The organism is Steroidobacter agaridevorans, from assembly GCF_009932555.1.
In the GTDB taxonomy this organism is placed as follows: Bacteria; Pseudomonadota; Gammaproteobacteria; order Steroidobacterales; family Steroidobacteraceae; genus Steroidobacter; species Steroidobacter agaridevorans.
In genome coordinates this window covers 208,515-226,606 of record NZ_BLJO01000004.1, presented here as the reverse complement: position 1 = coordinate 226,606, position 18,092 = coordinate 208,515, and the positions used below count along the sequence as shown (strand labels likewise).

The following is an 18,092-nucleotide window of genomic DNA, read 5'->3' as shown; positions in this document are numbered from 1 at the left end:
CATGCTCGACCTTCCCGGCCATCCCGTCATCGACAAAACCGCTCTGGTGGGTGGCTGTCTGCGGCTGCCGGTGCGGATCGATGCGCAGCGTCTGGCCGCCGAGGTCGCGGTCCTGCCTGCGACGTTGTGGGGCTCGACGGGCGGACGCGTCGGCGTTCATCGCAACGCCGAGGCTTTGTTTCTTCGCGGTTACGCCCCCGCCCAGGGAGCCTTGCCGATCGAGGATCGCGAGCCGCTGGCGATGCTGCCGTATGCCCGCGAGATCATCGAGCAGTTGATACCGGCCCCGCCGCAGCGATGTTTACTCGCGCGCCTGCCCGGCGGTGTATCCATCGACCCGCACATAGATCGCGCACCCTATTTCGCCAAGACCCTGCGGCTGCATTTTCCGATCGAATCGCATGAGCAGGTGCATATGATCGCGGGCGAGCTCACCTATCTGATGCGGCCCGGCGAAGTCTGGGTGTTGAACAACAGCGCGCCGCATGCCGTATGGAACGCGGATCCGGATCGTTCGCGCACTCACATGATATGTGACTTCCTGCCGACGCCCGCCTTGCTCGCACTCATGACCTCGGGCGAGCGCGATCTCGGCCAGCATAACGCTGCGGTCGACCGGCACTTCGCCACGCACGCTACGGGATGATCGTTACCCCTCGATTCGTGTTCCTGCATTTGCATAAGTCCGGCGGCACCTTTGTGAATGCCGGTCTCATGCAGCACATCGCGGGCGCGAGGCAACTCGGGTATCACCTGCCCCGCTCCATGCTGCCTGCGCAGTACGCAGCGCTGCCGCTGCTGGGCCTGGTGCGCAATCCCTGGAGCTATTACGTTTCGTGGTACAGCTTTCAACGCTCGCGCCCTAGACCGAATGCATTGTTTCAAGCGCTGAGCAACGGCGGCGCGCTGGACTTCGCCGGCACGATTCGGAACATGCTGAATCTGGAGCGCGACACGGCGTTGCTGGATCGAGTGCTCGCGGCCCTGCCGGCAGCGTACATCAATCAGGGACTGAATCTGCCGAGCGTTGCTCTCGCACCGATCCGTGGCAGCGGACTGGGCTTCTATTCGTTTCTATATCGTTATTTGTATGGGCCCGATGTCACCGCCGTAAGGCTGGCGCGCATGGAGCAGTTGCGTGTCGAAGTGCCACCCCTGCTGGAGTCGGCAGGTGAGCCTGTGACATCGGCGCTGCGTGACTACATGAGCACTGCGCCGGCACTGAATACTTCAGAGCATGCGCCTCATCGCCAGCTCTACGATGCCGAGCTGGCGCAATTGGTGGCCGAGCGCGATCGGCTGGTCATCGAACGTCACGGCTACTCGTTCTAGCAGTAGCAGCGACGAATCCGCTCACTTATTGGACATGCGCGGCGTGCGCTCGATCGCCTTGAGCTGCAGCTTGTTGTCTTCCTGCAGCCGGTCCCAATCACGCGCGGTCATGCACGACGTCTTTTTTCGGAGCCGCGAGCCGGTCGGCACGTCCTGACGGCACAGCAGTATCTGGCCGTTCTCGTTCTTGATCTGGTAGCCGGCCTTTTGCATGGCGATGATCTTGTCGGCGTCGAGCTCGCCTTCGGTCAGTGAGCTTGCTTTGGGGGCAGGCTCCGGGGTGGCGGCGTTTTCGCTGACTGGCCTGGCATCGGGCGGTGGCGGCGCCGGAGTTGCGGCTTGGGGTGCCGTTGCCGGTTCGGCGGGAGCAGCGTCCTGCGCGAGTACCTGACCCGTCGCACCGATGGCGACCACCATCAACCAGAGCTGACGAAACATCATGACCGACTCCTCGAGCATCCTTAACTCAACTCAGCGCCCTTAACCTATCCCACGTAGCCTGAACGGACGGCAACACCGGAGCAATCTGCGCTTCATTTGTCCTCCACTTGTCCGCGGCGGGCGCGGTCAGTGTGTAGCGGGACGGCGGCAAAGGCGCAGACAAACGTTCGGCCAGCGCTGAATCTACCGGTAGACGCAGGAACTCGCATAGCCTGGCGACCGTGGCGGCCGGATCGCGAAGCAAATTAGCATATTCGACGACCGCCCAGCGTTCAGCGCCCAACCGCTGCAGATCATCGAGGATGTGGGCATTGGTTCGATCCCACTGCCACGCGGCTATTTCGGCCAGCGGCCGGCCGTTCATGCCGCGCCAGCCAGGCGGCAACAACATCGACCACGGCCCATCGAAGCCATCCAGCTTTGGATACGTGCGCCACTGGCCGGAGCGCCAGGCTTCGATGATGCTGCTGATGTTTTCACGCGGATCGCGCCACAGAAACACGAATCGCGCATCTGGAAAGATGCGATTGAAGAACGGAATGCGCAGCGAGTTCTTCGGTGTCTTCTCCAGGAACCATCGCTGGCCGGGCTCCGGCAGCGGCTGACCGGTATGGTCCCGCAGGCGTGACAGAATCTCCTGGCGAATATCATCGGCGATGGCGTCGCTGGCGTGCTCCGCGGTCAGGCGATTTGAATCAACGCCCGGCGCGCCCGGCCGCAGACTCTCGATGCCTTCCACCAGCCAATGCGCTTCTCCGCCGACCGTGCACAGCTGTGAGCTGGCTGCCAACGTTTCGAACAACAGCGTGCTGCCGGAACGCGGTGCGGACACGATAAAAATCGGCGCCTCCAACTTCGTCGTGCGTGCGCGCGACGGCGCAGGCGCGCTCGCAGGCTGCTGTGGCAACGAAAGCATTGCGCGCAACACCCGTCCTTCGAGCACTTGATGGGCCGCCACTCGGTTCGTGCGCATCAACAGACCTTCGGACAACTCGCGCGACGCGTTCCGAATGCTGTCGCGAAGACGGACGAACTCGGGCCAGCCATCCGGCTCGTCGCCATACAACGCGTACAGTTGCCGCCAATCCTTGCAGAACGCTTCCAACAAACCGTGATAGCGAACCAGGCGCGCGCGACCGTCGGGAATGGTTTCCTGAGCGATCAGCTCCGAGCGCAGGTCGAGAATCAAGAAATCGATCTCACCGGGCGTCATGACGGGCGCGAGCCTGGCGCGCTCCATGAGCGGGGACAGCTGACGGTCCGGGATGTATGGAACCTGGCGCACTGGCGCGGCGGGATTGTCACTTTGCGCGACCAGCTGCCAGAAGTTGGCGCTGCCCGAAGTATCCGCGACCAGGTGAATGCGCTCGTCCGTCGTGAAGTTCTCGACTCGATGCGGCCGCCAGTTATCGAATACCCAAGCCTCGCCCGCCGCCATGTGCACGACCTGATCCGCGCAATAGAAACGAACTTCCGGCCGCGTCGCGATGGGAATGTGCAGACGGACGCGCGTGAACCAGTGATAGTTGATATCGGCATGCTCCGGCACAATCGCGCCCGGCGCCAGGCGCAACAGGCGCGAGCGACTCCACACCACGCCGAAGCTCGCCAGAATCTGACGGATGTACGGCGATTGCTGGAGATGCGCCGTCGCTTGCATGCGGCCGTTGACGTCGTCGTTCTCGCCGCCGTCGACGCTGATCAGACGTGCCGCGCTATTGCCCTTGATATCGTTCGGGTGCCGAGCCCAGGCTTCAGCAGGCAAGGCCGCCACCTCGGCGCGCAGGCGTTCCACATCGAAGCGCCACGGCAAACGATAGAACGGCTTGGGCAAACGCATGACTACGCCGCCTCCGACGCTTTCCGGAAATCCCCCATCGCGGGCACGATCATTTCGAGCGCGGCGCGCTCCGCCTCGGTGAGATGCGGATTCCAGATGTCGAAGATCAGCACGACGCGGGTGCGCTCACTGCGATTCCACGCCTCGTGCTCGTAGGTGTCGTCGAAAATGACGGCGCGACCTTCGCGCCACTCGTGCACTTCGCCGCCGACCTTCAAGGCGCAATCGGGCGGCACGAGCAACGGCAGATGTCCGACCAGTCGCGTGTTGGTCACGCCGCGATGGGGCAACAAATGCGTGCCGGCCGTGAACACCGAGAACAACACTTCCGGACCGTGATCGCGCACATGAGACAACGGCAGGATGTCGAGCGTGCTCGCCGTCACGGGGCACGCCGCACAGTTGTCGGCGCGCCGCTCGCCATGACGGTAAAAGTAATAACCATTCCAGCTCGGCGGCGATTGCAGGCCGCGCAGGTTTTCCTTTTCGATCGCCTCCGTCGTAAACACGCGCTCACGGCCGGCGGTGCTAGGCAGGAGCTGTAACAACTCTTGTCGAATCGCGAACGTCTGCGCTTCGAGCCTCTCGATCCAGGGGAACAGCGCTCGATCCAGATAGGCAGCCGGCGGCACGTCCGGCACATAGAAAAATGTCGGTTGCTGGCGCGGATCCGGATAGACCGGCGCCTCTTCCCGAAAGTAGATGCGCAGCGCGCGCTCGACACGGTCGAGCGAATCGGCGCCGAATTTTTGTCGCAACGGCTCGAGCAGATTCGCGAACGTCGCCTTGCGCGTCTGTCTCACCATGCGCACGGCATGTTCGACCATCGGCCGCAAGCCCGGCGCCGTGGTCTCGGCGCTAGTCCAGCGGCCTTGCGCCTGAGCGTCGTTGCTGGCCCGGAAATACTGGAGCGCCGCCTGGTCCTGCTGCCCGGCGCGTTCCAGCGCGATCGCATAGTGCAAGCGGATGATGAACATGCCCGGCGCCAGCTTGATGGCGGCGCCATGCGCTGCGAGCGCGCCATCCACGTTGCCGGCGGCGTCGTGCACGCGCCCGAGATAGTGACGACTCAAGGCATGGTTGGGATTGGATTCGATGGCGGATTCCAGCAACTGCTGCGCGCGTGGCAGCTGTCCGCGGCGCAGGGCGATCAGGCCCAAGGCGTTGAGCGAATCGATATCGCCTGGCCGGGACTGCAACGACTGGCGCGCCAGCCGCTCCGCTTCGTCGAGCCGGCCTTGCTGTAACAGGGTTTGGACGTCGGGTGAATTCATTCCGAGCTACTATAGCTGCCTATGAGCCACGCAGACCTGCGCCGCTATATCCGCACCTACGATCAGGACCTGGATCCGCAGCTGTGCCAGCAAATGATCGGCTCGTTCTCGGGGCTGGAGCGTTTCCAGCTGCGCAACGGCCGCGGCGTGCGTAGAGGATTGGAGGACTCGGCCTGGACCGAGCTGAACGTCAGCCGCCTGTCGGACGCGGCCTTCCAGGGCATGTTCCGCAAGCTCATCGATCGGGCGCTGGAGCGCTACAACCGCGACATCGAGCTGGCCCTTCCCATCCCCAACTCGCCGGTGTTCTCCAACCTGACGTTGAAGCGCTACCGCGCCGGGCAACAGGAGCAGTTTCAGCTGCATTTCGATTCCATCAACCATGTGGCGAATCGTTACCTGGTGCTGCTGTGGTATCTGAACGATGTCGAGCAAGGCGGCGAAACCCGCTTCCCGCAACTGGACGTGGCCATCCCGGCGCGCGCCGGCCGCTTGCTGATGTTTCCTCCGTACTGGATGTACCAGCACGAAGGCATGCCACCGGTCTCGGGCGACAAGTACATCATTTCCACTTACCTGCTGTTCATCGATCCGAGTAATCCCAGCGCTGTAAATAAGGCCGTAGCAGAGGGATGACCGGCGCGAGGTGTCGTTCGTAGGCGCGCCAGCGCCCCACCGCCTTCTGATTCACCGGCTGCACGACCTGCGAATAGCTCGGCGTGCTGATGAAACCTTTGGCGCGTGCGTGCTCGGCCGGCGCCAGCATGCCGTCGTGCCAGGGCAGGTGCAGGAACTCCGCGATCTCGCGCACGCCGCGCTCGAAGTCGGCCACGAAATTCTCGTAGCGAACCTCCAGCACATTCGGCGACAGCAGGGCCGACTGCTGATACCAGAAGTCGAACGAACGACGGTAGCCGTCCGCCAGCGTCTGCAGGTCCGAGCACAACATCACGAAATGCGGCGCGCGGAAGTGCTGCATGAAACAGCTCAGAACCACATCGCAAGGATGGCGGATCGCCAGAATGATGGGGGCGTTCGGGAACAGTCGTTGAATTGCCGGCAAGCGCAGCATGTTCAGCGGATTCTTATCCACCAGGCGCTGCCCGGGCTCCAGCTGCACCTTGGCGGCCGCGCGTGTGAAGTAACGCGCTCGAATCGTGCGCAGTTGCTCGGGCGTGAGCTTCGCCAGCTGCTCCGGGTAGTAAACTCCGGCGGCGACGATATCGTCGAGCGCAGCCTGCACGATCGGCTGCTCGTCCATCGAACGCAGCGCGGGATGCGCGTCCAATGTCTGTTCCAGCAGCGTCGTGCCCGAGCGGGGAAATGCGACGACGAAGATCGGGCTGTCCTGCAGGGAAGGCGGATCGGCCGCGTCCCACCGTTCGATGTCTTGCGGATCGCAGCTCCATTTCGCGATCTCCCAGGTCGGCCTGCCTCGCACGACCGCGAGCGGCGCCGTCAATTCGAGGTGCGCGATCTGCGACTCGTGAGCCTCCACCATGGCCGCGAACGCCTCGTCATAGCTGCGCAAGGCGTCCAGCGAGCGCACCAGAGGAAACAATGCGAAATGCCGGTCGTGAAACTGGCTCGTGCCCTGCAATGTCCGCTCGAACAGCTCACGCGCGAGCTCGTGGTTCCCGGCCCGCTGCGCGATCTGGGCTCGCATGATGAGCAGGTCCGTGCCCAGCGATTGGGCCTGCGGATCCGCTTCCAGTCGAGCGATCAGCTGCTGAGCTTCGGGAATCCGATTGGTGCGTTCCATGATTTGCGCCAACGTCAGCGTCGCGCGAGGGTCGAGTTGCGTGGCATGCAGCTGGCTCACGACCCGCTCGGCGAGCCGGGTCTCGCCAAGATTCAGGATGCGATGACCGGCCTCGGCGAGCTGCTCCGGCGCCAGGCCCGAGAAATCAGTCCAGCCTTGCAGCGCGGCTGTCGCCTCTTCCATCGCCATGGATTCGTAACAGGCCTTGATGTATTCCGAGCGCATCAAAGCGTTGGCGGGCGCCAGTTCGACAGCCCGCTTGAGTACCGCGCGCGCGGATTCGTAATCGCGTCGGTCCAGGTGCGTGAGCCCGACGTTGAAATGAAACTCGGGTGTGGCGCAGCCCAACTCGGCGGCGCGCGTGTACGCCTGCAACGCCTGATCGTACTGCCCCAGTCCCCGTCGCACCGTCCCCAGGTTCATCCAATAGTTCGCGTTGTGCGGCTGCAGTTCGATGAGCTTTGCGAACACCGGCTGGGCTTCGGCGTATCGCTCGAGCGCATGCAATACGGCGCCCCACAAGTTCAGCACCGGCTCGTTGGTCGGCAGCGCGCTCGCAAGCTGGCGGCACAACGGTTCCGCTCGCTCGAACTGACCGGCGCCATACAGCGCGGCGGCTTCACGCATCCATGCCTGTAACGTCGCCTTTGGGACTGGGCTCATGCCATCAAATAACCAGAAAAAAGGCCGGGAGGCAAAGCCCCCCGGCCCTGGATCACCGTCCCACGCGGGACGCCGAAATCAGAACTTCTGCGTCACGCCGACGAACCAGCGGCGACCCAGCAGGTCGTACGTGGACACGTCGGTGTTCGCATTGATCACGTTGTTCTGATACAGCAGCGGCGGCTGCTTGTCGTTGAGGTTGATTCCGCCGAACTGGATCTTGGTATCGGTCGGGAACGTGTAACCGATGCTGGCGTCGATGTACGTCATCGAGCCGATCTGCAGCGGCGGCGCGTTCTCGATCAAGCCGTCCGGATCGTTGACCTGCAGGCTGTGGATGTAACGCACCGACAGCAGGCCGTCGAAGCCGCCCATCGCCCAGCCGATGCCCATCAGGCCGCGCCACTTGGCGTAGTTGCCGAACTGACGATCGAACGTGCCCGCGATTTCGATCGGGGCCGCGCCCGGCGCCGGCGTGCTCTCGTAGCTCAGGATGCGAGTCACATCCAACGAGATGTTGAACGTGCCCGCCGGCGTATCGCGCAGCGAGTATTTCACGCCGATGTCGACACCGTCGGTCTCGAGCTTGCCGAGGTTCACGATGGGCTCCTCGAACACCTGGATCTCGCCTGCGACGGCGGTACCCTCGGGGTAGCGATGGATCAGGCCGCAGAACGCCGGGTTGCCGGTGTTCACGCACTGGGTGCTGGCGAAGTTCGGATCCAGCTGCGTGATCAGGTCCTCGATCTTGTACGTCCAGTAATCGGCCGTGAACGACAGACCTTCGACGAAGTTCGGATCGTAGACGAAGCCGGCCGTCATCACCTCGCCGGTCTCCGGCTTCAGGTTCGGCTGGCCGGTGATCAAACCGGTGACCTGGCTGTTCGGTTGCGTGAAATCTCCGGTTTGCGGCACGCCCTGGCACGCGATCGCCAGGTTCGGGTTCGCCGCCACCATGGCCGGTGTCAGGTTCGTGCACGGATCGGCAAACGTCGGCGAGTCCTGCGTCGGCGCGAGCGACAGGTCGACGATGGTCGGAGCACGGAACACTTCGGCATACGATGCGCGCACCAACAGATCGGAGATCGGACGGTACTCGACGCGGAACTGCGCGTTGGTCGAATCGCCGATCGAATCCTTGGAGTAGTCGGAGTACCGCACGCCGGCGCTGATATTCAACTGCTGCGCGCCCGGCATATCCTTCAGGATCGGCACCAGGAACTCGGTGTACAGCTCGCGCACGTTGTACTTGGCGTAGGAGTCGCCGCTACAGGTTTCCTGCGCGAGCAGACACGACAGGAACAACGGCGGTTCACCACGCGTCAGTACGTCGACCTCGAACTGGCCTTCCTGCGTTCGATATTCACCGCCCACGGCCATGAGCACCGGACCGGCGGGCAGATCGAAGAGCTCGCCGTTGGCGTTCAACGTGGCGCCGGAGCTCTCATAGCTGTACTCCGTGCGGTAGTTGGTCGAAATCGACTGCAGCGCGGCGATCTGCGCCGGATCCTGTATGTTGAACAGATTGATCGGTGTACAGCCGGCAATGATGTTGTCCGCCGTACCACAACGCAGCACGCCGTCGACCATTGTCGTCGGCCCCACCGCGTTCTGCAGGTCCGACCGCAATATATAGCCCGAGATGTTCGAGTCCTGGTTCTTGCGACCGACCTGGACGCCGGCATCCCATTTCCACGTAGAGGTGCCGACGTCGCCGCGCACGCCCGCGTTCGCGAGGATGTCGTCCGTGTCCACGGTGCTGGCGCGATTGCCGAGCGCTTCCATTCGCGTACGGAACGCAGGGCCGCCGACCAGCACGCCGCCGAAGTCGATGCCGAACGGGTTATAGGCGTTGTTGGCCGAGATGATGATGTCGTCGGCGTTGGCGTCGAACGGCAACGGCGCCAGCTCGAAGCCCGAACGGGTGCGGTTGTAAAGCACCTCGCCGTACGCTTCCGTGGTTTCACCCAGCTTGTAATTCAACATCGTGAACACGCTGCTGCGCTCCTGCGGCGTGATCAGCAGGTTGAACGGCTGATAGTTATAAAGGTCGGAGCCGCCGAAGCAGTGATAGTCGCTGGCCGTCGGACTCGTGCCGGCCGCGCCCGGATTGCGGGACACGACGCCGCACTCCTCCCCGTCCTCGAGGAAGTTGCCGCTGAATGCGCTGTCGCCGATCGAAATGAAGCCATTTGGCGTGCGGCTCGAACCGGCAGCGGTCACCACACCGCCATACAGATACAGAGCGTTCGCGGAGAACGCCCGATCGGCCGCCGAGACCGGATCCTGTTTGCTGTAGCGAGCGCCGAACAGCACGCTCAACTTTTCGCCGGTGGAGCCGAGCGTGAGACTGGCGGTCTGCGACTCGCCGTCGCTCTCGCCGGTCTGGCCGTATTCCACGCTGACCTCGGCGCCCTCGTAGTTCTTCTTGGTGATGAAGTTCACCACGCCGGCGATCGCGTCGGAGCCGTACACGGCGCCCGCGCCTTCCTTCAGCACTTCGACACGCTCGATCATGTTGATCGGGATCATGTTGACGTCGACGGCCGATGTCGTCGTGTTGCCGAGAATGTTGAGACGACGGCCGTTCAGCAGCACCAAAGTGCGCTGAGCGCCGAGGCCGCGCAGTTCGACGTTGGATTCGCCGGTGCCGCCGCCGTTGTTCACTTGCGGATTGGTGGCGGCGCCGGAGATCGCCGGCACGCGCATCATCAGATCGCCCATCGTCTTCACGCCGGTGTTGGCGATCGTGCTGGAGTCCATGACGAACACGGGGCTCGCGGTTTCTTCGTCGACGCGACGAATGCGCGAACCGGTGATCACCACTTCTTCAATGGGACGGGCAGCCGAGTCGGTTTCCTGGGCTACCGCGGGGACGGCCGTGACGGCCGAGGCCGCACTGGCCAGCAGCACGCAATGCACTGCGCGCCGAAGCGAGTTACTGGTCGAGATCATTTTTTCCGCTCCTCCTGCGAGGGATTGAAAGTCAACGGCATCCAATTGCGCTGAACGCTCTTGTGATCGATTCACAACAACTGCCGAGCGAGATCGGCGACAGCGCTGGACCGAAGGGCGCGGAGCATACAACCGTTGCTTTCCTGTCAACAAGCGTATTTGCTGCGGCTCCCCCGAAAAGGGAGCTTGAAAATCACCCACTTAAGTGAGTGAATTGGAGCACGAAGTGATGAGTGTCGAACCCTCGTTGCAGGTTGACAACGGCGTGTGAGCGATTTATGCACGCCCCCAGCTGGCCAATTCGGCTGTAGTTTTTCCAGCACGCCCGACCGACGACCGGCACCCGCGACCTGCTCGAGGCGCTGGCGCGCACGCGCTCGCCTCGACTGGACGGCTTGAAAAATCCAGCACTTGACTGCGATCGACGACAGTGGCGGGCCGACCTTTCCAGACGCTCGCTGCAGAGCGCGATGCGGCTCGATCAGTGGACATGCGGCTCCGCACTGCTTGGTGAAGCATGGAAAGCTGTCGCATGCATTGCTCGTTTCGCGCTGAGGGCGATGCAGCGCCATGCATGATCAGCCGACGTCGAAACACGCAGCGTTGCGCACGGGCGTACTCGTTTTTTGTTTGCTTCCAGCGCCCGGCGAGCGAATTTTTGCGATATGCGCGCGAACAACAATGGCGCGTCGATTGCGCGAGTGTCAGTTGAAGATTACTGCACGCGCGACGAAGATGGATTGACGGAAGGAGAGGATCAAATGCGCCGTTGCCTGCTCATCGGATTGTTGTGGTACTCGCTGTCGTCGTTGGCAGCCGAACCGGTCGAGATGCCGCCGGAGTTTCTGACGTGCTCGCGCATTCAGCAGAACGGTGAACGGCTCGCGTGCTACGACCGGGCGGTCGCGTACTTGCAGCGTGGCGGCGAGCATGTGCCGGCGCCGTCCGCCGAGAGCAGCTTCGGGCTGCAAACCAATGTCACTGAATCGCGCGCCGAAAAGGCGGGCTCGGAGCAGAGCGAAGCAGCGCTCTCATCCGTGACTGCAAACGTCAGCGACGTGAGCTCCATGAGGGACGGTTTGCGAATCGCGCTCGACAACGGCCAGACGTGGCGCCAGATCACCGGCTCGACGGCTTTTGCGCCCAAGGCCGGCGACCAGGTCACGATCCGGCGCGGCGCTTTCGGCTCGTTCTTGATGGACGTTCCCAATGGCCCGGCGCTGCGCGTCCGGCGCATCAAGTAGACGCTGTCATAACCTTCGATATGGACCCTCAGCCCGCTTGAGAAAATCCCGCGGCGCGGCTAATTTCGCCGACGCAGTGGCATGAATTGATCAATAAACAGCGGCCTGACAATCGATCAGGGCAGGGAGCGAATTCGATGCGTGCTATTACGATTTACGCAGTGCTCGCGGTGACACTGGCTGGTTGCGGCGCGCCCGCACCGAAGGAGAGCCTGCCAGCGCCCGCCCCGGCCGTGCCGGCAAATGTAGCTCCCGCCGCACCGGCAGCCGAGCCCGCACCGGCGCCACAATCGATCGCTCAGGCGGCGGCCGACGACAGCGAAGTCGTCTGTCGCAACGAGAAGCCGTTGGGTACTCGCATCGGCAAGCGCGTCTGCAAGACCCGCGCTCAATTCAAGATGGAAGAAGAAGCCGCGCAGCAGATGATGAAGGCCCGCGACCGCAAGGGTGGCGGCGGCGCCGACCCGGTCATGGGCAACTAAGCGATGGCTGGAGCAGGCGCCTGACTCGAGGCGCCGCCCAAGCGCGACCGTTCAACAGCCGTGACGGGTCCGCTCACAGGGAGTCATCGTGACTGCCGGCAACATCTGTAATCCATTGCTGGTCGTGCTCTGCACGTAATCGGCGGTCTTCGGTTTGCCGTTGGCATCCAGGGTGCGCGCAATCCGCGAACCGCTGACTCGATACTTCTGCCACGACGGAGTCCGATCCTTGGCTGCCACCCGCTTGGCCGGAGCAGCCTGGGCCTGGTTTGCACCGGCCTGCGGCTGGCTCGGCGCATTTGCACAGCCGAGTAAAAGTGCCGACAGCATCAATGCGCCACTGGCGCACACGACTTCGAGCTTGGCCATGACACGACTCCGCAGCGGTGAAAGGCGCTTGGGACTATATCCGAGACCGCACCGGCCAGATATGTGACCCAGGGCCAATTCAGCTCAGCAGGCCGCCCCCGGACACGAACGGCCAGGACTCACGCGCTCCATGCCTCGCCGCGCTGGCCGAACGAATCGATCGCTGCCAGCAATGCCGCCACCTGCTCTCGTTCCTGGGCGGAAAGTTCCGGCCGCCATATGTCGAATATCAGCACCACGCGCGAACGGTCGCTGCCATTGATGGCCTCGTGCTCGATGGTGTCGTCGAACACCCAGGCTGCGCCGGCGCGCCATTCGCGCCGCTCGTTGCCGACGCGTAAATGACAATTCGGCGGCACGATCAACGGCAAATGACAGATCAGGCGTGTGTTCAAGAAACCCGTATGCGGCGGAATGCGCGCGCCCGGCGCAAGCCGTGAAAACAAGATCGAGGGCGTGCGTCCGGGAATCCGGCACAGCGGCAGACCGGCAAGCGCGGCCAATGTTTTCGGGCAGCGCTCGGCATTGCCCGGCACTGGCGCTCCGTCCTTCCACAGAAAGAAGGCACTCCAGGCTGAATTGTTCAGCAACGGATGGTCCTGGCGCGTCGGCGCATCGGCCGACTGGCGAATGTAAGGCTCGAATCCTTGATCGGTCGCGATCAACTGCTGCAGCTCGGCAGCGATCTCGGACGTTGCCGCCTCGAGGGGCGCGAGCCACGGAAACATCTCGCGCGGAAAGAACTGGATGTTCGCCAGTTCCGGAAAGAAATAAGCGCGCGGCTCCTGCACGTAGCGTTGTTTCTTGCCCATCAGAATTTCGACGGACTGCGCGAACCGCGCACTGCCGCCTTGCGCGTGGCCCGTAGCTTCGAGCTGTGTGCGAACGTGGCTTTCCAGCTGTGCGTTGATTCGTTGATACATTTGTTCGGCGTGACGCGCCATCTGCACCACGCCGGGAGGCAATGCTGTGGCTTGCGAAGCCGCCTGCATCGCTGCTGCATAGAATGCGGTCGCCGAGCGCGAAGCATTCGAGGCGACGAGATGATCGCCCTTCATGACCAGCGCACGGATATTCACAGGATCGAGTGCGAGCGTGCGCTCGATGGCCGCCAGCATGGCCGCTCGATCGCCGAGCGACTGACACGCTAACGCCAGGCCGACAAACACGCCCGCATTGGCCTGCCCGCTCGCAACGATCTGCTCGAAGTGACGGCGCGCGGCGCCCGCATCGCCCGCCTGCAAAGCGGCGGCAGCGGCTTCGACGAGACTGCGCATCTGATCTGCCGGAGTTTGCATGACGAGCCCGATGTCCTATTGGAACTCGCGCACGGCCGCCGTCATCGCGCGCACCATGTCTCGCTCGGCGGGCGCGAGCAGCGGATTCCAAACGTCGAAGATCAACACGACCCGCAGCTCATCGCTGCCATTCATCGCCTCGTGCTCGAGCGTGTCGTCGAACACCACGACCTCGCCGACTTTCCACTCGTGCTTTTCGTAGCCCACTCGCAGCCAGCAGCCATCGGGCACGATCAAGGGCAGGTGCGCAACCAGGCGCGCGTTGGTTTCGCCGTTGTGAGGTGGAATGTGAGTTCTCGGCGCCAGTGCCGAGAACATGGCATTCGGACACAGGCCGCCGATAGTCACCTGCGGCACGAGTGCGAGCGCTTCGGCTGTCAACGGACACAGCTGCAGATTTTCCTGCACCGGCACGCCGCCGCGCCAAAGGTGGAACGCGCTCCAGCGCAGCGAATGATTCAACTCGCGCCACTGATTGACGGGATCGCCTTTGCCATACGCGATGTATGGATTGAAGCGATCGTTCTGGGACTGTAGGGCTGCCAGCAGTTCCGCGCGGATGGCATCGGTCTTCGCTTCGAACTCGCCGATCCATGGAAAGTGACTGCGATCGAAAAATGGAATCGCCGGCAGCCGCGGCACCAGCAATTGATTGCTTTCCGAGACAAACGGTTTGGAGCGGCCAGTGACGATCGCCGCGGCTTCCTGCCAGCGCCCCGCGACCGACGGGTCGAGAGCAGCGCGTGTCTCCGCCAGCTTTGTTTCCAAATGCTCGCCGAGCGCTTTCGAGTAACGCTCGACGACGTCGCGCGCATATTCCAATTGGGGCTTGAGCTGTGCCGGCCAGTGACTCGGCGGCGGCGCGACCTTCAAAGCATTCCGATACATGGTCGCGGCGGCGGACGCTCTTCCATAGCGCTCCATCCAATTGGCTCGCGCCAGCAGCGCCGGCAGAAAATAGGCATCGAGCGCGAGCGTCGCCTCGATGACTTCATGCTCCGCTTCCCGATCGCCCTGCCGGGCAAATGCATTGACCAGCGTCATCAGGATCACAGGATCGGCGGGCGCGACCGAGCGTGCGGAACGTAACAATTCGATCGCCGGCGCCAGCTCGCCTCTCTGCAACGCATGCACGCCGAGACTGAACAATGCCTTCGAGTTGTGCGGCTCGAGGCGGCGGACTTCCAGCCACGTGCGCTCTGCCTCATCCCAGCGCCCGGCGTTGGCCAGCTGGCCGGCGGTGCGTATCAGCTGTTCGACCTGGTTCGACATGCGAATGAGCCTAGCGCAAAAAAACGGCGGGCCGAAGCCCGCCGCAGTGATTTGCTTGGAGACCGGCGGCCCGCGCGGGCCGCCGGATTCGAGGCATGGTTAGAACGTGAAGCGCAACCCGACCGCGTACTGCCGACCCAGGGCGTCGTACAGCTGCGGGAAGGTGTTGCCCGAGTTCGAACCCGTATCGGCGGCTTCGTTGCCGACCACCGGCGGATCCTTCTCGAACAGGTTGCTGATGCCGAAGTTCACCGTAGCCTGTTCCATGAACTGCCAGCTGCCGAACAGATCGAAGTAGTCGTACGAATCGATCTTCTGGAACTTCGGGAACACCGGCACGGCGCTCTCGATGCCGCTCAGGTGACGCCACAGCAGCGACACGGTGAAGTCGTTGTACATCCACGACGTACGCTGCAGCCAGCGGGTCTCGGGCAGCGGACCGCCCTGAGGACCGTTACCGCAGTTCGTGCCGAAGGTGCCGACGCAATCCACCAGCGGGGTCAGATCGCTACTCTGCGACTCGTGTGTCAGGTACTTGTTGACGTTGGCCGACACACGCAGGTTGCCGAACTTGCCGATGTCGAAACCGAGCGCCACGCCCAGCTCCACGCCTTCGGCGCGCAGGTACTTCAGGTTGGTCGTATAGGTTTCGATACCCGAGCCGTCCAGCGTCAAGCCGCCGCCGATACGACGGATCTTGGCGCATTCCTCGGCGATGCCGCCGACATAGCAGGCGTCCAGCACTTCCTGAGCGCCGAACTCGCCGATGACGTCGCTGATGTCGATGTCGTAGTAGTCGAGGGAGATCAGGACATCGTTCGCGAGCGGAATGAAGTCCGGAGTCCACACCACGCCGACCGTCAACGTATCGGCCTGTTCCGGCTTGGGCAGGTTATCCAGGTCGGTGCCCTGGAAGGAGTTGACCTGACCCGACACGAGATCGTTCACCACGCCGACCTGGCCGGCCGTCATGCCCGTGGACATACACAGCGCGCTCAGTTCCGGAGTGATGTTGCCGGCATTTTCCACCGAGCACGGATCGATCGTGGCATTGTCCAGCGCAGTGGTATTCGGCGCCGCCAGCTCGCCCACGTTCGGAGCGCGAGCCGCGCGTTGCTTCATCACACGGAACAACACCTGGTCGACCGGCTTGTAGCTCAGGCCGTACTTGTAGGTACGGTTCACGCCCGACGGATCGTAGTCGGCGTAGCGATAGCCGGCTTCCAGATCCAGCGCCCTGATGCCCGGCAGGTCGCTCGCCACCGGCAGCAGCACTTCACCGAACACTTCGCGAACGTCGAAGCCGCCCGCGATCGGCAGGATGGAGCCGCCGGCGCCGCCCAAGCAGCTGGCCGGTTGCGTCTGCCAGCACAGGTCCGGCGTCGCGGTACCGAATTCTTCGCGGTACTCCACGCCGAAGCTCATCGCCAGCGGGCTGCCCGCCCACGGAATCTGCACGGCATTGATCGGACCGCTGACCGAAGCGCCGACGATCTTCTGCTCGTACGCCTGCTGCTCGATGGCCGAGGCGCTCGAGTACGAAGCCATTTCCTGCGTGATCGAGCCGAAGCCGCCGAACAGGTTCAACGGCACGCAACCGGGGTTGCCGCTGCGGCAAACCGGCACGCCATTGGGGCCCATCACGGCGTCGATGGCGTCCGCAGCCGCGGTCACGTTGGTATAGCCCGCGCTCACGTTGGAACGCTCGGCTTCGCCGTACTGACCGAACACGTCGTAGTCCCAGTCGCCGATCAGCTGGCCGCGCACACCGACCAGGATGTTGTACGAATTGTTCTCGTAGGTCGTGGAACGCGGACCGAACTCAACCGTACGACGCGAGTACGTGATGCGCACGTCGTCGGCGGCGTCAACCACGCCGTTGCCGTTCAAGTCACGCCAGTTGGGGAAGTCACCGCCGGTGCTGACGATCGGCGTGGCGCCCGCGCGACCCGCGTTGTACGCGTTGATCAGCGTCGTCTGAGCGGACGAGTTGATGAACGGGTTGCTGAGCGGAGTCCAGAAGGCGCTGCCGAAGATGCCCGAGGCAGCGATCTGCTGACGCACTTCAGTGCTGGTGTAGCCGAACCGGGCATACGCCTCGGCATGCTCGCTCACCTCGAAGTGGCCCATCACCATACCGCCGACGCGCTGGAGCGGGGTCTGGTAATAGTTGTACGGGTTGAAGTTGAAGACGCTGCAATTCGCGCCGATGGAACCATCGTCGCGGAACTGACCGATGGCGCCGCCACCGGCGATCGCGATACGGGTCGGCAACGTCGTCGTCGAGCCACCCGAGACCACCGAGTTCGGGCCGCCGCAACCGGCTGGAGCCGGCGTCGGCGCGACGCCATTGAGGAAGTTGTCATAGCCAGCGCCGGAGGCGGTCACGATGCCCAGCTGGCCGAGCGGACGATCGCCCAGCATGACCGGGTCGCGATCGGTCCAGTTCAAGCCCACCACGATGTTGCCGCGGCCGTCGGCCACGTTGGCGCCCATCACGAACGACGCCGAGCGCACATCGCCGTCCTTCTCGTCGAACTGCGAGAAGTCGGTGCTGAGGTCGACGCCTTCGAAGTCGCGCTTCATCACGAAGTTGACGGCGCCGGCGATGGCGTCGGAACCGTACACGGCCGAGGCGCCGCCGGTCACGATGTCGACGCGCTCGATCAGCGCGGTCGGGATGATGGACGTGTCGACCTGACCGTCATAGTTGAACGGGGTGACGCGCTTGCCGTCGATCAGGATGAGGTTGCGCTGTGCTCCGAGGCCGCGGAGGTTGAGCGTAGCGGCGCCGGCCGTGCCGTTGTTCACGTTCGAGCCGTCACCCACTGCGGTGACCGGCAGGTCGCGGAACACTTGCTCGATTTCCGTCGCCTGCTGCATGGTGATTTCATCGGTGCCGATCGACAGGATCGGGCTCGATGAAATTGCGCCGGGAACGGAAATGCGGGTGCCGGTGACTACGACTTCCTGGATGTTTTGATCATCGGCCGCGTACACGGACTGCGCGGCCGTCACGGTCGCCGCGCCAGTCCACAATGCCAGTTGGACGGCACGCCGAATCGATTTACTCGTCGACATTAGAAACCCTCCTGCGAGAGGTATGTTTGAATCTGCTTGCAAGCCCACCGCAGGTTGCAGACTGCGGTGCTCCCTTCTT

Annotated in this window: 14 protein-coding genes; 5 read left to right on the top strand and 9 right to left on the bottom strand. The window is 63.3% G+C overall.

Going from position 1 to position 18,092, the window contains the following annotated elements:
- Position 1 precedes the first annotated feature (1 nt).
- The gene (locus tag GYH35_RS15600) at positions 2-646 is read left to right on the top strand and encodes an aspartyl/asparaginyl beta-hydroxylase domain-containing protein (protein WP_161828927.1); all 645 of its coding nucleotides are present in this window, start codon (positions 2-4) and stop codon (positions 644-646) included.
- Positions 643-1,332, top strand: coding sequence for a hypothetical protein (locus GYH35_RS15595; protein WP_161828926.1), 690 nt, complete (start codon positions 643-645; stop codon positions 1,330-1,332). The genes GYH35_RS15600 and GYH35_RS15595 overlap by 4 nt, the downstream gene beginning before the upstream one ends.
- A 21-nt stretch (positions 1,333-1,353) precedes the next feature.
- Here the strand turns inward: GYH35_RS15595 and GYH35_RS15590 are convergent, their stop codons facing one another.
- Genes GYH35_RS15590 through GYH35_RS15580 form a run of 3 tightly spaced genes read right to left on the bottom strand, consistent with a single transcriptional unit; the run spans position 1,354 to position 4,887 of the window.
- Positions 1,354-1,773, bottom strand: coding sequence for a hypothetical protein (locus tag GYH35_RS15590; RefSeq protein ID WP_161828925.1), 420 nt, complete (start codon positions 1,771-1,773; stop codon positions 1,354-1,356).
- Between the two features lie 25 nt (positions 1,774-1,798).
- On the bottom strand, positions 1,799-3,613 hold the full coding sequence (locus GYH35_RS15585) for a sulfotransferase (RefSeq protein ID WP_161810830.1): 1,815 nt from the start codon (positions 3,611-3,613) through the stop codon (positions 1,799-1,801).
- Positions 3,614-3,615: 2 nt separating this feature from the next.
- On the bottom strand, positions 3,616-4,887 hold the full coding sequence (locus GYH35_RS15580) for an aspartyl/asparaginyl beta-hydroxylase domain-containing protein (RefSeq protein WP_161828924.1): 1,272 nt from the start codon (positions 4,885-4,887) through the stop codon (positions 3,616-3,618).
- Positions 4,888-4,908: 21 nt separating this feature from the next.
- On the opposite strand from GYH35_RS15580, the gene GYH35_RS15575 reads away from it, so the two are divergent.
- Complete coding sequence (locus GYH35_RS15575; RefSeq protein WP_161810828.1) at positions 4,909-5,523, top strand: 2OG-Fe(II) oxygenase; 615 nt, start codon at positions 4,909-4,911, stop codon at positions 5,521-5,523.
- Here the strand turns inward: GYH35_RS15575 and GYH35_RS15570 are convergent.
- Positions 5,471-7,312: a tetratricopeptide repeat-containing sulfotransferase family protein gene (locus GYH35_RS15570; protein WP_161810827.1), complete on the bottom strand. Its 1,842-nt coding sequence runs from the start codon at positions 7,310-7,312 to the stop codon at positions 5,471-5,473. The two genes, GYH35_RS15575 and GYH35_RS15570, sit on opposite strands and share 53 nt — an antisense overlap.
- A 78-nt stretch (positions 7,313-7,390) precedes the next feature.
- Complete coding sequence (locus GYH35_RS15565; RefSeq protein ID WP_161810826.1) at positions 7,391-10,267, bottom strand: TonB-dependent receptor plug domain-containing protein; 2,877 nt, start codon at positions 10,265-10,267, stop codon at positions 7,391-7,393.
- A 761-nt stretch (positions 10,268-11,028) separates the two neighbouring features.
- Between GYH35_RS15565 and GYH35_RS15560 the strand changes: the two genes are divergently transcribed.
- Together GYH35_RS15560 and GYH35_RS34610 are read left to right on the top strand one after the other, a co-directional pair.
- On the top strand, positions 11,029-11,511 hold the full coding sequence (locus GYH35_RS15560) for a hypothetical protein (RefSeq protein ID WP_161810825.1): 483 nt from the start codon (positions 11,029-11,031) through the stop codon (positions 11,509-11,511).
- Between the two features lie 137 nt (positions 11,512-11,648).
- Entirely contained in the window at positions 11,649-11,993 is a 345-nt protein-coding gene (locus GYH35_RS34610) for a hypothetical protein (RefSeq protein ID WP_202624345.1), read from the top strand.
- A 51-nt stretch (positions 11,994-12,044) separates the two neighbouring features.
- Here the strand turns inward: GYH35_RS34610 and GYH35_RS15555 are convergent, their stop codons facing one another.
- From GYH35_RS15555 to GYH35_RS15540, 4 genes are all read right to left on the bottom strand, one after another.
- Entirely contained in the window at positions 12,045-12,362 is a 318-nt protein-coding gene (locus GYH35_RS15555) for a hypothetical protein (RefSeq protein WP_161810824.1), read from the bottom strand.
- Between the two features lie 119 nt (positions 12,363-12,481).
- Complete coding sequence (locus tag GYH35_RS15550; RefSeq protein WP_161810823.1) at positions 12,482-13,660, bottom strand: aspartyl/asparaginyl beta-hydroxylase domain-containing protein; 1,179 nt, start codon at positions 13,658-13,660, stop codon at positions 12,482-12,484.
- A gap of 15 nt (positions 13,661-13,675) precedes the next feature.
- Positions 13,676-14,932, bottom strand: a complete 1,257-nt coding sequence (locus GYH35_RS15545) for an aspartyl/asparaginyl beta-hydroxylase domain-containing protein (RefSeq protein WP_161828923.1) — start codon at positions 14,930-14,932, stop codon at positions 13,676-13,678.
- A gap of 99 nt (positions 14,933-15,031) precedes the next feature.
- The gene (locus tag GYH35_RS15540) at positions 15,032-18,013 is read right to left on the bottom strand and encodes a TonB-dependent receptor domain-containing protein (protein WP_161810821.1); all 2,982 of its coding nucleotides are present in this window, start codon (positions 18,011-18,013) and stop codon (positions 15,032-15,034) included.
- Positions 18,014-18,092 lie beyond the last annotated feature (79 nt).

What these genes read in the sequence shown, in the direction of transcription:
- GYH35_RS15600 (WP_161828927.1), top strand. Translation starts at nt 2, where the DNA reads ATGCTCGACCTTCCCGGCCATCCCGTCATCGACAAAACCGCTCTGGTG.
- GYH35_RS15595 (WP_161828926.1), top strand. Translation starts at nt 643, where the DNA reads ATGATCGTTACCCCTCGATTCGTGTTCCTGCATTTGCATAAGTCCGGC.
- GYH35_RS15590 (WP_161828925.1), bottom strand. Translation starts at nt 1,773, where the DNA reads ATGATGTTTCGTCAGCTCTGGTTGATGGTGGTCGCCATCGGTGCGACG.
- GYH35_RS15585 (WP_161810830.1), bottom strand. Translation starts at nt 3,613, where the DNA reads ATGCGTTTGCCCAAGCCGTTCTATCGTTTGCCGTGGCGCTTCGATGTG.
- GYH35_RS15580 (WP_161828924.1), bottom strand. Translation starts at nt 4,887, where the DNA reads ATGAATTCACCCGACGTCCAAACCCTGTTACAGCAAGGCCGGCTCGAC.
- GYH35_RS15575 (WP_161810828.1), top strand. Translation starts at nt 4,909, where the DNA reads ATGAGCCACGCAGACCTGCGCCGCTATATCCGCACCTACGATCAGGAC.
- GYH35_RS15570 (WP_161810827.1), bottom strand. Translation starts at nt 7,312, where the DNA reads ATGAGCCCAGTCCCAAAGGCGACGTTACAGGCATGGATGCGTGAAGCC.
- GYH35_RS15565 (WP_161810826.1), bottom strand. Translation starts at nt 10,267, where the DNA reads ATGATCTCGACCAGTAACTCGCTTCGGCGCGCAGTGCATTGCGTGCTG.
- GYH35_RS15560 (WP_161810825.1), top strand. Translation starts at nt 11,029, where the DNA reads ATGCGCCGTTGCCTGCTCATCGGATTGTTGTGGTACTCGCTGTCGTCG.
- GYH35_RS34610 (WP_202624345.1), top strand. Translation starts at nt 11,649, where the DNA reads ATGCGTGCTATTACGATTTACGCAGTGCTCGCGGTGACACTGGCTGGT.
- GYH35_RS15555 (WP_161810824.1), bottom strand. Translation starts at nt 12,362, where the DNA reads ATGGCCAAGCTCGAAGTCGTGTGCGCCAGTGGCGCATTGATGCTGTCG.
- GYH35_RS15550 (WP_161810823.1), bottom strand. Translation starts at nt 13,660, where the DNA reads ATGCAAACTCCGGCAGATCAGATGCGCAGTCTCGTCGAAGCCGCTGCC.
- GYH35_RS15545 (WP_161828923.1), bottom strand. Translation starts at nt 14,932, where the DNA reads ATGTCGAACCAGGTCGAACAGCTGATACGCACCGCCGGCCAGCTGGCC.
- GYH35_RS15540 (WP_161810821.1), bottom strand. Translation starts at nt 18,013, where the DNA reads ATGTCGACGAGTAAATCGATTCGGCGTGCCGTCCAACTGGCATTGTGG.